Annotated in this window: 17 protein-coding genes and 1 riboswitch; of the genes, 7 read left to right on the top strand and 10 right to left on the bottom strand. The window is 57.8% G+C overall.

All coding sequences use genetic code 11. The features are described 5' to 3' along the window. Window positions 1-16: 16 nt before the first annotated feature. Both DXXMK7_RS18885 and DXXMK7_RS18880 read left to right on the top strand, forming a co-directional pair. Window positions 17-1,381 (top strand): AAA family ATPase, encoded by a 1,365-nt coding sequence (locus DXXMK7_RS18885; protein ID WP_038920384.1) that lies wholly within the window; start codon window positions 17-19, stop codon window positions 1,379-1,381. Beyond that, window positions 1,350-1,961, top strand: coding sequence for a hypothetical protein (locus DXXMK7_RS18880; protein WP_038920383.1), 612 nt, complete (start codon window positions 1,350-1,352; stop codon window positions 1,959-1,961). Before DXXMK7_RS18885 ends, DXXMK7_RS18880 begins: the two co-directional genes overlap by 32 nt. Window positions 1,962-2,056: 95 nt before the next feature. On the opposite strand, the gene DXXMK7_RS18875 is transcribed toward DXXMK7_RS18880, so the two are convergent. After that, window positions 2,057-3,511: a DASS family sodium-coupled anion symporter gene (locus DXXMK7_RS18875; protein ID WP_038920382.1), complete on the bottom strand. Its 1,455-nt coding sequence runs from the start codon at window positions 3,509-3,511 to the stop codon at window positions 2,057-2,059. 299 nt (window positions 3,512-3,810) lie between these two features. Here DXXMK7_RS18875 and DXXMK7_RS18870 point away from each other — a divergent pair, with 299 nt between their 5' ends. Beyond that, the gene (locus tag DXXMK7_RS18870; RefSeq protein WP_038920381.1) at window positions 3,811-5,457 is read left to right on the top strand and encodes a Na/Pi cotransporter family protein; all 1,647 of its coding nucleotides are present in this window, start codon (window positions 3,811-3,813) and stop codon (window positions 5,455-5,457) included. Between the two features lie 57 nt (window positions 5,458-5,514). Here DXXMK7_RS18870 and DXXMK7_RS23215 read toward each other — a convergent pair whose 3' ends face one another. Then, on the bottom strand, window positions 5,515-6,549 hold the full coding sequence (locus DXXMK7_RS23215) for a methyl-accepting chemotaxis protein (RefSeq protein ID WP_038920380.1): 1,035 nt from the start codon (window positions 6,547-6,549) through the stop codon (window positions 5,515-5,517). Window positions 6,550-6,753: 204 nt separating this feature from the next. Further along, window positions 6,754-8,118, bottom strand: a complete 1,365-nt coding sequence (gene lysC / locus DXXMK7_RS18860) for a lysine-sensitive aspartokinase 3 (protein WP_038920379.1) — start codon at window positions 8,116-8,118, stop codon at window positions 6,754-6,756. Window positions 8,119-8,234: 116 nt separating this feature from the next. After that, a riboswitch (Lysine riboswitch) is annotated at window positions 8,235-8,432 on the bottom strand. A 222-nt stretch (window positions 8,433-8,654) separates the two neighbouring features. Between lysC and pgi the strand changes: the two genes are divergently transcribed. Next, window positions 8,655-10,304, top strand: coding sequence for a glucose-6-phosphate isomerase (gene pgi, locus DXXMK7_RS18855; protein WP_038920377.1), 1,650 nt, complete (start codon window positions 8,655-8,657; stop codon window positions 10,302-10,304). A 75-nt stretch (window positions 10,305-10,379) separates the two neighbouring features. Here pgi and DXXMK7_RS18850 read toward each other — a convergent pair whose 3' ends face one another. Next, window positions 10,380-11,516: a glycosyl hydrolase gene (locus tag DXXMK7_RS18850; protein WP_038920376.1), complete on the bottom strand. Its 1,137-nt coding sequence runs from the start codon at window positions 11,514-11,516 to the stop codon at window positions 10,380-10,382. A 249-nt stretch (window positions 11,517-11,765) separates the two neighbouring features. Here DXXMK7_RS18850 and DXXMK7_RS18845 point away from each other — a divergent pair, with 249 nt between their 5' ends. Beyond that, window positions 11,766-12,110 carry a DUF4156 domain-containing protein gene (locus DXXMK7_RS18845; protein WP_038920375.1) on the top strand — a complete coding sequence of 115 codons (345 nt, stop codon included), beginning with the start codon at window positions 11,766-11,768 and terminating at the stop codon, window positions 12,108-12,110. Window positions 12,111-12,149: 39 nt separating this feature from the next. Here the strand turns inward: DXXMK7_RS18845 and epmB are convergent, their stop codons facing one another. Then, window positions 12,150-13,193: an EF-P beta-lysylation protein EpmB gene (gene epmB, locus DXXMK7_RS18840; protein ID WP_038920373.1), complete on the bottom strand. Its 1,044-nt coding sequence runs from the start codon at window positions 13,191-13,193 to the stop codon at window positions 12,150-12,152. A gap of 39 nt (window positions 13,194-13,232) precedes the next feature. Here epmB and efp point away from each other — a divergent pair, with 39 nt between their 5' ends. Together efp and DXXMK7_RS18830 are read left to right on the top strand one after the other, a co-directional pair. Continuing rightward, the gene (gene efp / locus DXXMK7_RS18835; RefSeq protein ID WP_012768149.1) at window positions 13,233-13,799 is read left to right on the top strand and encodes an elongation factor P; all 567 of its coding nucleotides are present in this window, start codon (window positions 13,233-13,235) and stop codon (window positions 13,797-13,799) included. Between the two features lie 155 nt (window positions 13,800-13,954). Next, on the top strand, window positions 13,955-14,308 hold the full coding sequence (locus DXXMK7_RS18830; protein WP_022635071.1) for a DMT family protein: 354 nt from the start codon (window positions 13,955-13,957) through the stop codon (window positions 14,306-14,308). Between the two features lie 109 nt (window positions 14,309-14,417). On the opposite strand, the gene blc is transcribed toward DXXMK7_RS18830, so the two are convergent. From blc to frdA, 5 genes are all read right to left on the bottom strand, one after another. After that, a complete protein-coding gene (blc, locus tag DXXMK7_RS18825) occupies window positions 14,418-15,008 on the bottom strand; it encodes an outer membrane lipoprotein Blc (RefSeq protein ID WP_038920372.1) in 591 nt (196 codons plus the stop codon). Window positions 15,009-15,126: 118 nt separating this feature from the next. Further along, a complete protein-coding gene (frdD, locus tag DXXMK7_RS18820; RefSeq protein WP_038665177.1) occupies window positions 15,127-15,483 on the bottom strand; it encodes a fumarate reductase subunit FrdD in 357 nt (118 codons plus the stop codon). 14 nt (window positions 15,484-15,497) lie between these two features. Then, window positions 15,498-15,893, bottom strand: a complete 396-nt coding sequence (gene frdC, locus DXXMK7_RS18815) for a fumarate reductase subunit FrdC (RefSeq protein ID WP_038920371.1) — start codon at window positions 15,891-15,893, stop codon at window positions 15,498-15,500. A gap of 12 nt (window positions 15,894-15,905) precedes the next feature. Further along, on the bottom strand, window positions 15,906-16,640 hold the full coding sequence (locus DXXMK7_RS18810) for a succinate dehydrogenase/fumarate reductase iron-sulfur subunit (protein ID WP_038665183.1): 735 nt from the start codon (window positions 16,638-16,640) through the stop codon (window positions 15,906-15,908). Continuing rightward, window positions 16,633-18,429: a fumarate reductase (quinol) flavoprotein subunit gene (gene frdA, locus DXXMK7_RS18805; RefSeq protein ID WP_038665185.1), complete on the bottom strand. Its 1,797-nt coding sequence runs from the start codon at window positions 18,427-18,429 to the stop codon at window positions 16,633-16,635. Before frdA ends, DXXMK7_RS18810 begins: the two co-directional genes overlap by 8 nt. Window positions 18,430-18,799: the final 370 nt, after the last annotated feature.

Below are 18,799 nucleotides of genomic sequence, written 5' to 3'. Positions count from 1 at the left end.
GGAATAAGGTGGTGAGATGATCCATGAACTTAGCCTTGCCAATGTTGGGCCCGCCAGCACCATGCATCTCACATTTGGCAATCGGCTCAACCTGTTAACCGGCGATAATGGTCTGGGAAAGAGTTTTTTACTGGATATTATTTGGTGGGCGCTGACTCGCCGATGGCCCGCAGAGGTGAATCCTAAACTGGCCGCTGGCAAAAAAGCGCTCCCTGCGTTCGGCCTGGCAGGTGAAGAGGCAAGTATTGCTTTTTCATTTGCCGGTAAGGTCAAGACTGAACGTTATGAAAGCCATTACGAGAGTACCTATGCCCGACGTGAGCAGAGCTGGACTGGCCGTGCCGGTCGGCCGACCAACCCTGGACTGGTGCTGTATGCGATGGCGGATGGCAGCTTTGCGGTGTGGGATCCGCACCGTAATTACTGGCGCACGCAGGATGGCATTGATGTGCAGGAGCGGATTCCGGCCTATGTGTTAAACCCGACTGAAGTGTGGGATGGTTTGCCGGGTGACGAACGCTCCTGGCTCTGTAACGGGTTGATCCGTGATATTGCCAGTTGGCAAAAAGAGAAAGGCGCGGCGTTCAAACATCTTAATGCCGTGCTGAAGGTGCTTTCCCCCTCGATAACCGAAGTGCTCTCGCTGGGGGAACTGACTCGCATCAGTCTGGATGACGTACGTGAAATACCGACCCTCAGGATGCCTTACCAAAAAGATGTGCCTGTGCTCCATGCGTCCTCGGGAATGCGGCGTATTCTGGCGCTGGCTTATTTTTTGGTATGGGCCTGGGAGGAACACCAGCGAGCCGCCAGTATTGTGGGGGAAGACGTCAGCCCTCAGATTACGTTCCTGATTGATGAAGTTGAGTCTCATCTTCATCCCAGTTGGCAGCGCAGTATTGTTCCCGCTTTGCTGAAAGTGATGGGAAAGCTGAACGCCAAAGCACAGGTGCAGTTGATCACTACCACGCATTCTCCGCTGGTGATGACCTCGGTAGAGCCATTATTTGATGGCTCACGAGATGCATGGTTTGATCTGGATTTTCTAAACGGTGCGGTGGTGCTGGAGCGGCGTGAATTTGAAAAACACGGTGATGTGACCAACTGGCTGACGAGCGAGGCGTTCGATTTAAAAAGTGGCAGACCGCTGGAGTATGAGCGACTGGTTGAGGACGCGGCAAAGCTGCTGAATAAGTCTGATGCATCGGAAAAGGAGCTGGACGCGATGTATCAGCAGTTGCTGGCGGCTCTCGATGTTAAAGATGAGTTCCTGTTTCGCTGGCGGTTTATCCGTGGGAAAAAAGCAAACCCGGAGCAAAATAATAAGAAGATAAAAAAAGGACGCAAAGATGATTCCGGTGGTGTTACAGGCGGAGCCTGATGATTTTGATGTCGAGGTGCGTCAGAGAGGGCATAACTGGTTGAGTAAAAAGGGTATTGCTCTTAATGCACCACCGCCGAAGGCTTCGGATTTACCGAACTATTGGACGCACAGCAATTATTCGCTTTGGGAATCTTATTGCGGTGTCTGCGCCTATCTGGCGATTTATTTTGAGTGGGTGACAGGGGCATCTTCTACCGACCATTTCGTCGCTAAATCCCATAATGCCGGTGACGCCTATGAATGGAACAATTATCGCCTAAGCTCATTGGGGCCAAATCGCAACAAGAATGACTTCGATGACGTCTTGGATCCAATCAGTTTGCAGCCGGATACCTTTGTAATTAATTTCCTGTCGGGTGAGATTAGCCCTAATTATGCGTTATATCCTAACGGTTCGCCGTATGCCACGCAGGCAGAATCGACAATATCCCGGCTTAGGCTCGATAGTCAGGAGCATCGACGGATGCGTACACGCCATTTTGAGAAATATATCAACGGGGATTGGTCGCTTAATAGCCTGAAAGATGACTCCCCTTTCGTGTATGCCGAGATTGTGCGCCAGGGGCTGACTCGTTAATCATCGCCAGCCTGTCATATTCGTTTCGAGTCATCAGAGGCTAAAAAAAACCAGGCCGGGTTACCCCGGCCTGTGTTTTTTGATGCCTGCTTGGCTTAGTAAAGCCCGATCACCTTCCACCACAATAGACCGGCGGACATGAAGATCGCCTGATTGATCAGGCTGATGACAAAGCCGGTACGCCACCAGACGGCGGTGGGCACGTAGCCGGCGCCGAACAGAATCGGGCCGCGGGCGTGGGTGTACTGGGTCAGCGAGCAGTACAGGCTGCTGGTGAACGCCAGCATCAGCGCCATCGGCGCCGCCGGGATGTGCAGGTTAATGCCCACGCCGAGGAACACCGCGTACAACGCCGCGATTTGGGCGTTGCCGCTGGCGAAGAAGTAATGGGTGTAGAAGTAGGCGGCGTTGAGCAACAGCAACACCAGTACCCAACTGGTGTCCTGCATCAGGTGACCGATGCTGCTGCCGATCAGGTCGCCAAACCAGGTAGTGAAACCCAGTTTCTTCAACTGGTTAGCCATCATCAGCAGCGCGGCGAACCAGATCAGCGTATCCCATGCGCCTTTCTCGCTCTTGATGTCTTCCCAGCTTAATACGCCGGTCAACAGCAGGAAGGAGAGGCCGACAAAAGAGGCGGTGGTGGCGTCGACGCCCAGCAGATCGCCGAAAATCCACAGCACCAGCAGAATTACCACGGTGGCCGCCATCAGCCATTCGCCGCGCGACATGCGCCCCATTTTTTCCAGTTCGGTAATTGCCAGTTTCGGCGCGTCCGGCGTATGACGGATTTCCGGTTTCGCCAGCACATAAACGCACAGCGGCACCAGCAGCAGAGAAATCACGCAAGGTACGACCGCTGCGACAAACCAACTGCCCCAGGTGATGGTGACGCCGGCGTTGGCCGCCAGTTTCACCGCCAGCAGGTTACCGGTGTAGCCGGTCATGAACAGCGCGGCGGTGACGTCGTTGACGTTGCCGATACAGGTCACCAGAAAGGTGCCGATCTTGCTGCGGGAGGCATCTTCCGGCTTGGAGTCGAAACTGCGCGCCAGCGAGTCGGCAATCGGGTAAATCACCCCGCCGCAGCGGGCGGTGTTGCTGGGCATGGCGGGCGACAGCACCAGGTCGGCGAACGCCAGACCGTAAGCCAGCCCTAGCGTGCGTTTACCCAACAGGCGGATCATTTGTAAGGCGATGCGACGGCCCAACCCGGTTTTGATAAAACCGCGGGCAATCATGAATGCTACGACGATCAACCAGATCAGCGAACTGTTGAGGTCGCTCAACGCGGTCTGGATGGAGGCGCTGGCGCTGGTGTCGCCGGCGGCGTAGGTGAGGGCAAACAGCGTAATGCTGATGATACCGATGGCGCCGATCGGCAGCACGTTCGCCACGATGCTGATGATGGTGGCGACGAACAGTACGGCGGAGTGCCAGGCGGCGGGTTTCAGCCCGGCTGGGGGCGTCAGTTGCCAGAAAAAGGCGGCCACAATCATGATGATAAGCAGCGCCAGCCAGTTCAGGCCATATGCGGTTTTTGTCTTCATCCGTATATCCTTAGCTCAGGTCTGAAGAGGATGCCGTCGCCGGTGTCGGGCGAAGCGGCTGATGGAAGAAGCATAACGCCAGAAACGTGCCGCGTGGGGGGAAATACGCCCTGTTATTGATTTAGGCCGTGATTTTAAAAAAATTACGCTTATTTACACCCGTTGACCCACTCAAGAACGGATAAGATGTCAGTAAGATGTCAGAATTAAGACCGGGCGCAAGTGGGGAGTACACCGGGCTTGTGGGCGGGAATGCCATTTTTTTCCATAACTATTTTGACTAAGGGAGGCCCAGTTCCGTGTTGACGCTGCTGCATTTATTGTCCGCCATCGCGCTGCTGGTCTGGGGGACGCATATTGTTCGTACCGGGATTATGCGGGTGTACGGCGCCCGTCTGCGGCGAACGATCAGCGATAGCGTAAGCCGTAAGCCGCTGGCCTTTCTCGCCGGCATCGGTGTGACCGCGCTGGTGCAGAGCAGCAATGCCACCGCGCTGCTCACGATCTCTTTTGTCTCGCAAGGGTTGATTGCGCTGGCGCCGGCGCTGGTGATTATTCTGGGTGCGGATGTCGGCACCGCGCTGATGGTGCGAGTCCTGACGTTTGATCTCTCCTGGCTGTCGCCGTTACTGATTTTCCTCGGGGTTATCTTTTTCCTCAGTTGCAAGCAGACCCGAGTCGGACAGTTGGGGCGGATTGCCATCGGTCTGGGGCTGATTCTGCTGGCGCTGGAATTGATTGTGGAATCGGCGACGCCGATCACCCAGACCGCCGGGGTTAAGGTGCTGTTTTCCTCGCTGACTGGCGATGTGATGCTGGATGCGCTGGTTGGGGCGGTGTTCGCCATTGTGAGTTATTCCAGCCTGGCGGCGGTGCTGCTGACCGCCACCCTGACCGCCAGCCATGTGATTTCCCTGGATGTGGCGTTGTGTCTGGTGATCGGCGCCAATCTGGGCAGCGGCATTCTGGCGCTGGCGAACGCCAGCGCACAAGGCCCGGCGGCGCGGCAGGTGGCGCTGGGGAGCATGTTCTTCAAACTGATTGGCTGTATGCCGGCGCTGCCGGCGATCGGTTATCTGGCGGATTGGATGGAGGCGGTGCCGTTGCCGGATGAGGAACGGGTGATTTATTTCCACCTGTTTTACAACCTGGCGCGCTGTCTGCTGTTGTTGCCATTTGCCGGACGAATGGCGGAGCTGTGCGGCAATCTGGTGCGGGTTGAACCGGATCTCGATCCGCGGTTGCGACCCCGCCATCTGGATGTCAGCGCGTTGGATACACCGACGCTGGCGCTGGCTAACGCGGCGCGGGAGACGCTGCGCATCGGCGATGTGATCGAGCAGATGCTGAAAATGTTTCAGGGCGCGCTGCGGGGCGACCGCCAGCAGGTGCGAGAGATCCGTAGACTGGATGACGACGTGGACGTGCTCTACAACGCCATCAAGCTCTATCTGGCGCAGATTGAAAAGGCCGGGTTGCATGAACGTGATTCCCGGCGCTGGGCGGAGGTGATTGAGATGGCGCTCAATCTGGAACAGGCCGGCGATATCATCGAGCGGGTGGTTTGCGATCTTGACGCGCATGCGCCAGATGGGCTGCGCGGTTTTTCGACCGCCGGGCGCGACGAGCTTAATGCGTTGTACGAACAATTGTTGAACAACCTGCGACTGGGGATGTCGGTGTTCCTGTCGTCGGATGTGACCAGCGCCAGACGGCTGCGCCGCGCCAAACACCGTTTTCGTATTCTGAACCGGCGCTACTCCCACGCGCATGTCGACAGGTTACATCATCAGAATGTGCAGAGTCTGGAAACCAGTTCGCTGCATCTCGGGTTGCTGGGCGATATGAACCGACTGAATTCGTTGTTTTGCGCGGTCGCCTACAACGTGCTGATGGTGACGGAAGAAGAGGACGAAGGGCGGGAAGAGTCCTCGGTTTCCATGTAAGCCATGCTAAGAGCCGGGCGGCGGCGATGTGTTTCGCTGCTGCCCGGCGGTCCATGCCTACATGTCCGTTCGCTGTTCGATCACGCCGTACCAGCCCAGGCCCTGATAGCTTTCGTAACCCGGCGTCAGCGCGAAAGACAGGGTTCGGCCGTCGGTTTTATAGTACCCGGCCGCCTTTCCTTCAGTCCGTAACGGAAAGTGTTCTCCCAGCGGGGTCGCGTCATCGGAACTGGCGATGACGCGCGACGCGGAATCCACAATCAGACAGCGCGTATGCCGCCACTCCTGAGCCGTCAGGCGCACATTTCGAACCACCGTCGTGGCCTGCGGCGCCCAGTCGAAGAAAATCAGCAATACGCCAACCGGGCGGCCATGCTCGTCGCCGTTCTCACGAATCGCCGTGGCGTAGGTCGCTACCGCCGCATTACGTAGCAGCGCGATTTTCTGGATATCCGCCGCCACATAGTCCGTGCCGTTTTTCGTCGCTTTCGCCTGCCGGAAAATAGGCAGGTCGGAGACGTTGCGGCCGGTGACGTCGTAATCCTGCCCGCGTCCGTTCGCCAGCACCGTACCGTTCAGGTCGGTAATCCACAGGTCCAGATAAACGGTATAGCTCGACAGAATGACCGATAGCCGATGCGAAGCGTACTGCTTTTCGGCCTGCCCCGGATGAGCGGCGCAGGCGACCACCGCGGTGTCCGTCGCCCACCAGCGCACGTCGCAGGAGCGCTCGTACAGGTTGCGATCGATAATGTCGATCATGTTCAGCGCCTGATCGACGTGGCGCCCGCTTTCATGCTCGTGCAGCCGGGAAATCATGTTGTCGCCCAGTTCTGTCAGCTTTGACAGCGGTCCCGCCAGTTCCTGATTGAGGTCGGTGGTGATTTGGTTAATCAGCGACGCTACGTGTTTAACCTGGCTGGCGACCACCGCAAATCCTCTTCCCGCCTCTCCGGCGCGTGCCGCCTCAATCAAGGCATTCAGGGCAAGAAATGTGGTTTCTCGGTTGATGTGGTCGATATCGGCAATCTTGTTATTGGCGATTTTTCGTATGTGATGACTGAGCTCTACAATTTCACGAGGATTTGCCATGCGTTCACCGCGCTCCCTTTTCCATCCCGCCTTGATGTTTAAACATCGTGTTTTCCGCTGCGGCAGGCTCTGTCGTTTATCCTTTTTTATTGGCTGGGATCATGGAGGCGGCGGCGCTGGTGGACCGCAGGCATAAAAAAATCCGAAACCCGTCTGGGGTTTCGGATTTGCCTGCCGTGATGGCTTGCGGCCATTTATCTCGCGTTATTCGAACAGATTGCGGTGCAGCGTCTGGACCACCTGTTCGGCATCGCTGGACGGCACCAGGAAGCACAGGTTATGGCTGCTGGCGCCGTAACAGATGAGGCGGATGTTGAATGGTTCCAGCACCCCGAACACCTCTTTACCGACGCCGCAGGCTTGCGACAGCTTGTTGCCGATCAGCGCCACCAGCGACATGTTCTCTTCCACTTCCACCCGGCACAGCGAGGACAGTTCGGTCAGCAGCGCGCTGGACAGCAGGCTGTCGCCGGTCGAGGTAGAGCCGGTGGTGTCCAGCGTCAGCGCCACGTTGACTTCAGAGGTGGTGATCAGGTCCACCGAAATATTGTGGCGGGCCAGAATGCTGAACACTTCCGCCAGAAAACCGCGCGCGTGCAGCATGTTGAGGCTGTGCAGGGTCAGCAGCGTCTGCTTACGGCGCAGCGCCAGCGCGCGGAACAGCGGCGGATTGTCGGTCTTGTTGCACACCAACGTGCCGCCGGCCGCCGGGTCTTTGCTGGAGCCGACGAACACCGGAATGTCGCTGCGCACGGCGGGCAGCAGCGTGGCCGGGTGCAGCACCTTGGCGCCGAAAGTCGCCATTTCGGCCGCTTCTTCAAAGGTAATCTGGTCGATGCGGTGTGCGGACGGCACCACGCGCGGGTCGGTGGTGTAGATGCCGGGAACGTCGGTCCAGATGTCGATGCGGCCGGCGTTCAGCGCTTCGCCCAGCAGGGCGGCGGTGTAATCGCTACCGCCGCGGCCCAGCGTGGTGGTGCGGCCTTTGGCTTCGCTGCCGATGAAGCCCTGGGTGATGACTAGCCCCTGCGCCAGACGCGGCGCAAGCTGGCTGCGGGTCAGTTCGCCCAGCGCGTCGCAGTCTGGTTCGGCGCGGCCGAAGCGGTCGTTGGTGCGCATGATTTTACGCACGTCGAACCATTCGGCGGCGACGTTGCGCTCGCGCAAAATTTCCACAAACAGCAGGGTGGACATCAGTTCGCCGTGGCTGACCAGCTCATCGGTCAGGGCGTTGGACGTCGCCAGCGCCGCCGCCTCCGACAGGCGGGCCACGTTGTCCAGCATGCGGTCGATCTCTTCACGGATGACGGCCGGCTGGCCCAGCCGGTTGAGAATGGCGTGTTGGATCTGGCGGATTTTTTCCAGATGTTCGGCGCGTTCGACCGGCGGCAAACCTTCCGCCAGCGCCACCAGCAGGTTGGTCACGCCGGCGGAGGCGGACAGCACCACCACCCGGACCTGCGAGTCGGACAGCACGATGTCGGCGCTGCGGTTCATGGCGTCGAAATCAGCGACGCTGGTGCCGCCGAATTTGGCGATAATCAGTGAGTTCTCAGTGTTAGCGGACATTCAAAAACCTCGTGTCAGGGGCGTCATTGTCATCGTCGACAACAGCATTCCATCGTTAAGCCTTGGCACAAGGGAAGAGCGGTAAGCAGGGGGCAAGCGTAGGAACTGGCTACGGCACACCCAGAAGCGCTCCACCTTGCTGATCGTTCCGCCTTGCGGAGCGATGCGGGTGACAACCCAGGGGATTCAGCCCCTGCGGTCGACAGCGTAAACACCGTACGTTACGTCTGCCTCGGCGCTGCTCCCCCTCAGGTATCTTCGTCGGATACGGTTCCTCCGATACCTTGCCTGGGCGGCGCTCCTCTTCTGGCTTGCGCAACGGGTGCGCAAGTAGGCTTTTACAAATAGCGGGTAACGCGGCGGCTGTCAATCAACATTGGACCGGGGCGCGGCATTTCGCAAGAAAAGGGCTTCCCCGCACGGCGTTAAGGGATACAATCGGGAAAAAGCGGGCAGGATTTCCCGCCCGGCGACCGACTTGTTTTCAAACCTATTTGTTCTCAAACCGACTTGTTCTCAAACCGAAGAGTAGTGTGATGAAAAATATCAACCCGACGCAGACTGCCGCCTGGCAGGCATTGCAGCAGCATTTTGCCGCGATGAAAGAGGTGCAGATCAGCGATCTGTTCGCGCAGGATCCCGAGCGTTTCTCTCACTTTTCCGCCACGTTCGGCGACCTGATGCTGGTGGATTATTCCAAGAACCGCATCACCGCCGACACGCTGGAAAAACTGCAGGCGCTGGCGCGTGAAACCGATCTGTCCGCTGCCATCAAGTCGATGTTTTCCGGCGAGAAGATCAACCGCACCGAAGCGCGCGCCGTACTGCATGTCGCGTTGCGCAACCGTAGCAACACGCCGATCGTGGTCGACGGCAAGGATGTGATGCCGGAAGTGAACGCCGTGCTGCAAAAGATGAAGCAGTTCAGCGAACGCGTGATCGGCGGCGAGTGGAAAGGCTATACCGGCAAGGCGATCACCGACGTGGTGAACATTGGTATCGGCGGGTCCGACCTGGGGCCGTTCATGGTGACCGAGGCGCTGCGCCCGTATAAAAATCACCTTAATATGCACTTCGTTTCCAACGTTGACGGCACCCACATCGCCGAAACCCTCAAACGCGTCAACCCGGAAACCACGCTGTTCCTGGTGGCCTCCAAGACGTTCACCACGCAGGAAACCATGACCAACGCCCACAGCGCGCGCGACTGGTTCCTGAAGGCTGCCGGCGATGAAAAACATGTCGCCAAGCACTTCGCGGCGCTGTCCACCAACGCCAAAGCCGTCGGCGAATTCGGTATCGACACCGACAACATGTTCGAATTCTGGGACTGGGTCGGCGGCCGTTATTCGCTGTGGTCCGCCATCGGCCTGTCGATCGTGCTGTCCATCGGCTTCGACAACTTCGAACAGCTGCTGAGCGGCGCGCACGCCATGGACCAGCATTTCGCCACCACCCCGGCCGAGAAAAACCTGCCGGTGCTGTTGGCGCTGATCGGCATCTGGTACAACAACTTTTTTGGCGCGGAAACTGAAGCGATTCTGCCGTACGATCAGTACATGCATCGCTTTGCGGCCTACTTCCAGCAGGGCAACATGGAGTCCAACGGTAAGTACGTCGATCGCAACGGCAACCCGGTGGATTACCAGACCGGACCGATCATCTGGGGCGAACCGGGCACCAACGGTCAGCACGCGTTTTACCAGTTGATCCATCAGGGCACCAAGCTGGTGCCGTGCGACTTCATCGCGCCGGCGCTCACCCATAACGCACTGAGCGACCACCACAACAAGCTGCTGTCGAACTTCTTCGCTCAGACCGAGGCGCTGGCGTTCGGTAAATCCCGCGAGGTGGTGGAAGCGGAGTTTGCGGCGGCCGGCAAATCCGCCAAAGACGTCGAGCACGTGGCGCCGTTCAAAGTGTTTGAAGGCAACCGTCCGACCAACTCCATCCTGCTGCGGGAAATCACCCCGTACAGCCTGGGGGCGCTGATCGCGCTTTACGAGCACAAGATCTTCACCCAGGGCGCGATCCTGAACATCTTCACTTTCGACCAGTGGGGCGTGGAGCTGGGCAAACAGCTGGCTAACCGTATCCTGCCGGAACTGCAGGATGACAGCGCCGTCAGCAGCCACGACAGTTCTACCAACGGGCTGATCAACCGCTTCAAACAGTGGCGTGCGTAATGACGGCGCAGGCGCTCAATAAAAACAGGCCCCGATTTCGGGGCCTGTTTTTTATGGCATTGGTTTTTTATAGCATCAGTTGGCTTCAACGATCGGCGTCAACTGGCTGCCGTTCCAGATGCCGCCCCGGTTGACGACGCTACTGTCGTTGTAGGCGGCGGAGGCATTCAGATTTTTCACCGGACTCCAGACGTTATTCCAGGGCAGGAAGTAGACGGTTTTAGGGAAATTGCTTTTGATGATGCTGACCAGACGGGCGTAATCAAACTGCTGGTTGGTGGTGGACGGGCCGACCTCGGTTAAGGCGAACGGCTTGTTCAACCGCAACATCTCGTCGTAACCGCTGAGATTGGCCGGGTTGTCCAGATACATATCCAGCCCGGCGATATCCACGTAAGCGTCGCCGGGGTAGAACCCGGTCTTGTCCTGGCGGTTGGCGTCCGGCGCGTACACCCACAGCAGGTTGTTCAGCCCTTTGGTCCGGGTGAAATAGGTGTAGATGTCGCGGTACAGACGGATATACAGGTTCATACGCGTGGTGTCATGGGTGTTGTAGCCGGTGGCGCCCCACCAGAACCACTCGCCGTTCATTTCATGCAGCGGGCGGTACAGCACTACCACGCCTTGCTGTTGCAACTGCATGAGCCCGGCCGCCACCTTGTCCAGAATAGCCAACCAACGGGTGCGCTCCGGCGTTCCTGATTGCAGCACAGCGGCCAGTTGCTCGTTGCTGACCGCTTTTTTCAGCCCGCCTTCGCCGGTGCCGGGATCGTTGCCGGCAAATACCGGGTTGGGCAGATGATGGCTGATTTGCACCAGACCGCCTTTTTTCCAGTAATCGATCAGTGTGCTGTTGCAGCTGTAATCCACCAGATCCGCCTCGTTACCCGCGGAGGTTCGGTCCCAGCCGCGCGCGTAGTCGCAGGCGTAGATGGCCGGATACTGACCGGTACGGGCGGCGATGTTCTCCGCTTCGGCTAGCGAGAAGGCGTCATCGCCGCCGATATTGGCGTAGCCGCCAAATGCGCCGGAGAGCAGGCGGGAATCGCTGCGATTCGGCAGGTGCGCCATCCAGTTGTAGATGGCGCGGGTCGTCGCCATCGCGTTGGGAGTGACTGGTGACACGGTATGGGCGCCGACCTGGCTGATTGTGGCGGTCATCAGACAGGCGGCAAGTGATATCTGGCGAAATAGCTGATACGTCCTTTTCATGCGATATATCCTGTTGGTGAAGGGAAAAGCCTCGGTTGCAACGAATGCCCCGAGGCAGAGCGCGACAATGCTGTGCCCGCCGATGTGAAGCCGGGCGTGATCACAGTCATGGCAACAGAAATTGTTGTCGTTTATCCGGTAATTGCCACCCCGATGGTGGTAACATGAGCCTGTTTTGGCATAAGTTTTCGATTGTCGGGTCGGGGTAGCCCGGCTTCGACCAGTGTATCGACTATCACGGAGAGAAGCATGCGGACTCGTATTCTGATGGGATTGGCTGCTGTCGCCTTGCTGGCGGGATGCAGCACCACCAACGAACTCAGTGCTGCCGGTCAGGCGGTGCGTTTTACCGACAGTAAACCAGCGGCGCAATGCCAGTTGTTGGGCAATATTACTGGCACGCAATCCAACTGGTTGTCGGGCGGCGGTGATGAAGGCAGCTCAATGCGCGGCGCGGCGAATGACCTGCGCAACAGGGCGGCGGAGATGGGCGGCAACGTGATTTACGGCGCGACTACGCCGAGCCAGACGTTCCTGTCCAGCTTCGCGCCGCTGGACAGCAAGATGCAGGGTCAGGTTTATAAGTGCCCCTGATGTCGAAGGCCGCCAGCGTCGCGTGACGCTGGCGGTGTCTCAGTTCTGATTTTCCTGTTGTTGCGGCATACCGATATCCAGCAGCGTCTTGCTGGCTTCGCCGCCGATTTCCCGCGTCAGGCTCGGCACCAGATAGCCTGATACCCGCGTCATCAATTCCCTGATCAAGGTTCGCGCTTCGTCGTCCGGCACCAAAAAGTGCGCCGCGCCCTGTACTTTATCCAGCACATGCAGGTAATAGGGCAAAATACCGGCGTCGAACAACGCGTTGCTGAGTGCCGCCAGCGTGTCGGCGTTATCGTTGACGCTGCGCAGCAGTACGCTTTGATTGAGCAGCGTCACGCCCGCCCGGCGCAAACGTGCCATACTGTCGGTGAATTCCGCGTCGATTTCGTTGGCGTGGTTGATGTGGGTCACCAGCACCACGCGCAGCGACGAGCGCGCCAGCCGCTGGCAGAGTTCGTGGGTGATGCGCGCCGGAATCACCACCGGCAGGCGGGTGTGGATGCGTAACCGTTTCAGGTGGGGAATCTGTTCCAGTTCGGTCAGCAGCCAGTCCAGTTCGTGATCCTTGGCCATCAGCGGATCGCCGCCGGAAAAGATGATTTCGTCCAGTTGCGGGTGCCGGCGGATATACTCCAGCGCCTGGCGCCAGTTGGCTTTGTTGCCCTGATTATCCTGGTAGGGAAAATGGCGGCGGAAGCAGTAACGGCAGTTGACCGCACACCCGCCTTTCACCAGCAGCAGCGCGCGATTGCGGTATTTGTGCAGCAGTCCGGGCACCACGCTGTGCTGTTCGTCCAGCGGGTCGTGGCTGAAGCCGGGGGTGGTGATGAACTCGTCCTGCGCGGTCAGCACCTGCAACAACAGCGGATCGCGCGCGTCGCCGGGCCGCATGCGCGCGGCAAACGCGCGCGGCACCCGCAGTGGGAAAAGTTTGCGGGCATCGCGCCCGGCGGTCAGTTGCGGATGGTTATCCAGCGCCAGAAGTCGCAGCAATTCATCAGGATCGGTAATAACGTCGGTGAGTTGCTGCAACCAATCTTCTCGGGAAGGTATATTTAGGGTTACAATGTGTGCCATTTTTTTGGCTAAGTACCAGTATTAATGTAGAGGGCCATTATGGCGACTTATTTTAGCAACGATTTCCGCTCCGGTCTTAAAATCATGTTCGAAGGCGAGCCGTATGCCATCGAATCCAGTGAATTTGTGAAACCGGGTAAAGGCCAGGCTTTTGCTCGCGTCAAAATGCGTCGTCTGTTGACGGGGTCCCGCGTTGAGAAAACCTTCAAGTCTACCGACTCGGCTGAAGGCGCTGACGTGATGGATACCAACATGAACTACCTGTATAACGACGGTGAGTTCTTCCATTTCATGCATCCTGAAACCTTTGAACAGCATCAGGTTGAAGCGAAAACCGTGGGTGATTCTGCTAAGTGGTTGCAGGATAACGCCGAATGTATCGTTACCCTGTGGGACGGTCGGCCGATCGCCGTTCAGCCGCCGAACTTTATCGAAGCTGAAATCACCGAAACCGATCCAGGCCTGAAAGGCGATACCGCCGGTACTGGCGGCAAGCCGGCTACCCTGTCCACCGGCGCCGTGGTAAAAGTGCCGTTGTTCGTGCAGATCGGCGAAGTGATCAAGGTTGACACCCGCTCCGGCGAATACGTCTCCCGCGTGAAGTAATCTTCCCGGCGCGTAAACTGCCCGTCGGGCGGTTTACGCGTTGCTTTGCCTTTGATATCCCGCCTGAAAAATTCTCTCACACACGCCGAGCGTTGCCTGATGGTATTTTGCGCCGCCTGACGTAATAATGCCGCGTCTTGGTTAAGGAGAGTGCTATGTCCCCACTAATTATCACGGTTTTCATGCTGACCCTCAGTAATGTATTCATGACCTTTGCCTGGTATGGGCATCTTCGCTATTTCAGCGGCCGTACCTGGATGGTGGCGGCGTTGGTCAGTTGGGGGATCGCACTGTTTGAATACCTGTTGCAGGTGCCGGCCAACCGTATCGGTTATCAGGTGGCGTCTGCCGGGCAACTGAAAATTCTGCAGGAAGTGATCAGCCTGTCAGTCTTTATTCCCTTTTCGATAATTATTCTCAAAGAGCCATTCCGTACCGACTATATTTGGGCCGGGCTGTGTCTGCTGGGCGCGGTATTCTTTATGTTCCGCGATAAAATTATGGGTTGACCCATCGCGTAACGATATTTCGTAAAAACAGTCGGCGCGATCGCCGGCTGAAAATAAGCCGGACGAATTGGCCTGTTATTGCAGGAAATAACAATATCAAAACGCTGTTTTATTTATTTCCTGTGTTGTTTCGGTCAGCCTGATTATTTCCCTGAACCGGCGAGTGGATTAACCCAGAGAATGGTTTAACCCAGATTAAGCTGTCCGTCTGGAATCCATTGCGTTGAGCGGTCGCCAGCAGCGCCTGCCTGACGAGCGGAGGGATTTCAGGCGTGCGGGACAGAATCCACAAATAATCGCGGTTTGGGCCGCATACCAGCGCGTAGCGATAGTCGCTGTCCAGCGCAATCACGTTGTAGCCGCCGTAAAACGGGCCGAAGAACGACACTTTCAGCGCGGCGCGTTGCGGCGAGCCGGTGAAGTAGCCCTTACCGATACTTTCGCGCCAGACCCGCTTAACCGGGTCGAAACCGCGGTTAACCACGGTGATGCCGCCGTCCTCGCGCGGGCTGTAAGTGGCGGTGACCTGCTCCAGACCACGCTCGAAACGGTGGTCCAGTCGGGCGATTTCATACCAGGTTCCCATATAGCGGGAAGGCTCGAAGTTGTCCACGATCTGAACGCCCTGTGGCGTTGTGGTACTGCATGCGGTCGTAAACAGTGCGATAAACGATGTCAGCAATAAGCGCCAGTGCTTCATGCGCGGCTTCCTGTGCCTTTTGGTTTGAACATGGTTTAACAGTAGGAAGCGGGAAGCGAAGATGCAATAAAAAACGGCCCGCATAGTGCGAGCCGTGAGACATGGCGAGGCGGCGGTTTTACAGCGTAACCACACCAATGATAGTGACGACCGACAGGATCGCCGCCAGACCGTAGAACACCCATTTGCCGGCCGGCACGTGGATTTTCAGGTCATGCATGGCGTGATGGATACGGTGCAGGCCGCACCACAGCGGCAGCACGATCATCAGCAGCAGGAACGCGCGGCCGATCAGGCTATGGCTGAACGCGGCGATGCGATCGTAGGTCAGCGCCTGCGGGAACAGACCAAGCGGCAGCAGAACGCCCACCAGCAGGATGATAACCGGCGCGAACATGGCGCTCCACATGCCGCCGGCGCCGAACAGGCCCCAGAACGGCGGTTCGTCGGAACGTTTGGGTTGTTGATTAATCACGAGATTCCTCCTGTTCAGAACAGCAAGGCGATGGCCAGCACCGCCAGCGTGATGACCACAGTGGCCGCCCACAGCCCTTTAACCACCGGCTCCGGCCCCATTTTTTCATCTTTTACGATGATAATGCTGGCCTTCGGCGCCAGATCGAACCAGGTCTTAGTGTGCAACACCGCCGCCAGCAAGGCGATGATGTTGAGCAACAGTACCAGCGGGTTTTGCAGGAAGCTGACAAACTGGCTCCAGCCTTCCGGACCGGCTTTGAGCGAAAACACGCCATGCAGCAGCACGATGCTGAACCAGACGGCGGGTACCGCGGTGCCTTCGCGCAGCATATAGAAACGGTAGAAACCGAGCTTCTGCCACCAGGTGGGCGTCATGCCACGGACATACGCTTTACGTTTGGTGATCATTTGTTGCCTCCCTTATTGTGGTCTCAGCATGGCGATCATGAAGTCTTTGGCGCTTTCCACCTTACCCTGCTGGATAGCCGCCGCCGGATCGACGTGCTTCGGACACACTTCGGAGCAGTAACCCACGAAAGTACAGGACCAGACGCCGTTGTCGCTGTTCAGTTGCGCCATACGCTCTTTCTTGCCGTGGTCGCGGTTGTCCAGGTTGTAACGGTGCGCCAGCGTGATGGCGGCGGGACCGATGAACTCCGGATTCAGGCCGAACTGCGGACAGGCGGCGTAGCACAGCCCGCAGTTGATGCAACCGGAGAACTGGTGGTATTTCGCCATCTGGGCCGGCGTCTGCTTGTTCGGTCCCTGGTCCGGCGTGCGGTTGTTGCCGATGATGTACGGCTTAATCGCTTCCAGACTTTCGATGAAGTGGGTCATGTCCACCACCAGATCGCGTTCGATCGGGAAGTTGCCCAGCGCTTCGACCTTCATGCCGCCGGTGTACTCACGCAGGAAGGTTTTACAGGCCAGCTTCGGCACGTTGTTGACCATCATGCCGCAGGAGCCGCAAATCGCCATGCGGCAGGACCAGCGGTAGGACAGGTCCGGCGCCAGGTTGTCCTTGATGTAGCCCAGCGCGTCCAGCAGCGAGGTTTCGCGGGTATACGGCACCTCGTAGGTTTCGAAGTGCGGGGCGTTGTCCTGCTCCGGGTTATAGCGCATGACTTCCATTTTCAGGGTTTGCATATCAGCCATTCGCTTGCTCCTTCTTGTTTTTCTCCTGAGCTTCCGCTTCGGCGCCGTAAACGCGTTTCGCCGGCGGCAGCTTGGTGATCTTCACATCACTGTATTCCAGGCGGGGCGCGCCTTCCGGGTTATAAAACGCCAGCGTGTGCTTCAGGAAATTGACGTCGTCGCGTTCGGTGCAGCCTTCATCCAGACGCTGGTGCGCGCCGCGGGACTCTTTGCGGTTGATGGCGGAATGCGCCATACACTCGGCAACGTCCAGGCTGTGGCCCAGTTCGATGGTGTAGAGCAGATCGGTGTTGAACACGCTGGAATGGTCGGTGATCTTCACGCGCTTGAAGCGTTCTTTCAGTTCCGCCAGTTTGTCGACGGTTTTCTGCATCAGGTCGGTGGTGCGGTAGATGCCGCAGCCTTCTTCCATCGACAGCCCCATTTCGTCGCGGATTTTGGCCCAGCTTTCGGTGCCTTCCTGCTTCATCAACGCGTGCAGGCGCTGTTCCACGTCTTTGGCCTGCGCATCCAGCGCGCTGGCGTTGGCCGGCGCTGCCGCCTGCGAGCGTTCCACCGCTTTTTCACCGGCGACGCGGCCGAAGACCACCAGTTCCGCCAGTGAGTTGGAACCGAGACGGTTGGCGCCGTGCAGACCGACGGACGAACATTCGCCGACGGCGAACAGGCCCTGAATACGGGTTTCACACTGCTGGTCGGTTTCGATGCCGCCCATGGTGTAGTGCGCGGTGGGGCGAATCGGAATCGGCTCTTTCACCGGGTCGACGCCGACGTAGGCTTTTGCCAGTTCGCAAATGAACGGCAGGCGTTCTTTCAGTTTCTTCTCGCCCAGATGACGCAGGTCGAGGTAGACCACGTCGCCCAGCGGGGTGGACACGGTGCGTCCGGCGCGCCATTCGTGCCAGAAGGCCTGCGAAACTTTGTCGCGCGGACCCAGCTCCATGTATTTGTTTTTCGGCTCGCCCAGCGGCGTTTCCGGCCCGAGGCCGTAGTCCTGCAGGTAACGGTAGCCGTCTTTGTTGACCATGATGCCGCCTTCGCCGCGGCAGCCTTCGGTCATCAGGATACCGGAGCCCGGCAGGCCGGTGGGGTGGTACTGTACGAATTCCATGTCGCGCAGCGGTACGCCGTGACGGAAGGCCATGCCCATACCGTCGCCGGTAACGATGCCGCCGTTGGTGTTGTAGCGATAGACGCGGCCGGCGCCGCCGGTAGCCATCACGATGGCGTTGGCGCGAATCTGAATCAGCGACCCTTCCATCATGTTGATGGCGACGACCCCACGGGCCTGCCCGTCATCCACCAGGATATCCAGCACGAAGTGCTCGTCGAAGCGCTGAATCTGCGGGTATTTCAGCGATGTCTGGAACAGGGTGTGCAGCATGTGGAAGCCGGTTTTATCCGCGGCGAACCAGGTGCGTTCGATCTTCATCCCGCCGAAGCGGCGCACGTTGACCGATCCGTCCGGTTTGCGGCTCCACGGGCAGCCCCATTGTTCAAGCTGGGTCATTTCACGCGGGCAATGCTGCACGAAGTGATCCACCACGTCCTGTTCACACAACCAGTCTCCCCCGGCCACGGTGTCGTGGAAGTGGAAGTCGAAGCTATCGTGATCTTGTGTGACTGCCGCCGATCCCCCTTCGGCAGCCACGGTGTGGCTGCGCATCGGGTAGACTTTGGAAATCAGCGCAATCTTGAGTTGGGGATTTGCTTCTGCTGCGGCGATCGCCGCCCGTAAACCTGCTCCCCCGGCCCCGATAATGGCCAAATCGGCATTAAAGGTTTGCACTGCATGCCTCCAGTTACTTAAGTTAAATAAATTAAATTAAGAAAATAATATGAAATTAAGTTTAGCCACTTATTTTCCGTTTTAATTTCCAAGACATTAAATCGAGTGAAAAAATATCCGGTCAAACAGTACTGAGAGATTAAATCACCCTTTTTTTGTATGGAAATGATTATAGCGATTTGTAGATGACTGAAATTTGATGTGATCCAGCATTTTGCTGTTTTTTAATATCTATACGGACATATTCCGGAAAATGTGATTTATCCGCAAATAGCACTTTCATACCCCAAATAATTTGAGTTGCAGCAAGAGGGCCGCCGGGTGAATCTCCGGGAGTCTGGATTAGGCGGCGCCTGGTAATTATGAATAT

This window comes from Dickeya sp. MK7 (assembly GCF_000406305.1).
GTDB classification, from domain to species: Bacteria; Pseudomonadota; Gammaproteobacteria; order Enterobacterales; family Enterobacteriaceae; genus Dickeya; species Dickeya fangzhongdai.
Note: the sequence above shows the minus strand (reverse complement) of the source record. Positions and strands in the feature narration are given on the sequence as shown.

Bases quoted from the DNA above. Each gene is read 5' to 3' on its own strand.
- DXXMK7_RS18810 (WP_038665183.1), bottom strand. From the start codon at position 16,640: ATGGCTGATATGCAAACCCTGAAAATGGAAGTCATGCGCTATAACCCG.
- epmB (WP_038920373.1), bottom strand. From the start codon at position 13,193: ATGGCACACATTGTAACCCTAAATATACCTTCCCGAGAAGATTGGTTG.
- lysC (WP_038920379.1), bottom strand. From the start codon at position 8,118: ATGTCCGCTAACACTGAGAACTCACTGATTATCGCCAAATTCGGCGGC.
- DXXMK7_RS23215 (WP_038920380.1), bottom strand. From the start codon at position 6,549: ATGGCAAATCCTCGTGAAATTGTAGAGCTCAGTCATCACATACGAAAA.
- DXXMK7_RS18830 (WP_022635071.1), top strand. From the start codon at position 13,955: ATGTCCCCACTAATTATCACGGTTTTCATGCTGACCCTCAGTAATGTA.
- DXXMK7_RS18885 (WP_038920384.1), top strand. From the start codon at position 17: ATGATCCATGAACTTAGCCTTGCCAATGTTGGGCCCGCCAGCACCATG.
- DXXMK7_RS18845 (WP_038920375.1), top strand. From the start codon at position 11,766: ATGCGGACTCGTATTCTGATGGGATTGGCTGCTGTCGCCTTGCTGGCG.
- frdC (WP_038920371.1), bottom strand. From the start codon at position 15,893: ATGATCACCAAACGTAAAGCGTATGTCCGTGGCATGACGCCCACCTGG.
- efp (WP_012768149.1), top strand. From the start codon at position 13,233: ATGGCGACTTATTTTAGCAACGATTTCCGCTCCGGTCTTAAAATCATG.
- DXXMK7_RS18875 (WP_038920382.1), bottom strand. From the start codon at position 3,511: ATGAAGACAAAAACCGCATATGGCCTGAACTGGCTGGCGCTGCTTATC.
- DXXMK7_RS18850 (WP_038920376.1), bottom strand. From the start codon at position 11,516: ATGAAAAGGACGTATCAGCTATTTCGCCAGATATCACTTGCCGCCTGT.
- blc (WP_038920372.1), bottom strand. From the start codon at position 15,008: ATGAAGCACTGGCGCTTATTGCTGACATCGTTTATCGCACTGTTTACG.
- pgi (WP_038920377.1), top strand. From the start codon at position 8,655: ATGAAAAATATCAACCCGACGCAGACTGCCGCCTGGCAGGCATTGCAG.
- DXXMK7_RS18880 (WP_038920383.1), top strand. From the start codon at position 1,350: ATGATTCCGGTGGTGTTACAGGCGGAGCCTGATGATTTTGATGTCGAG.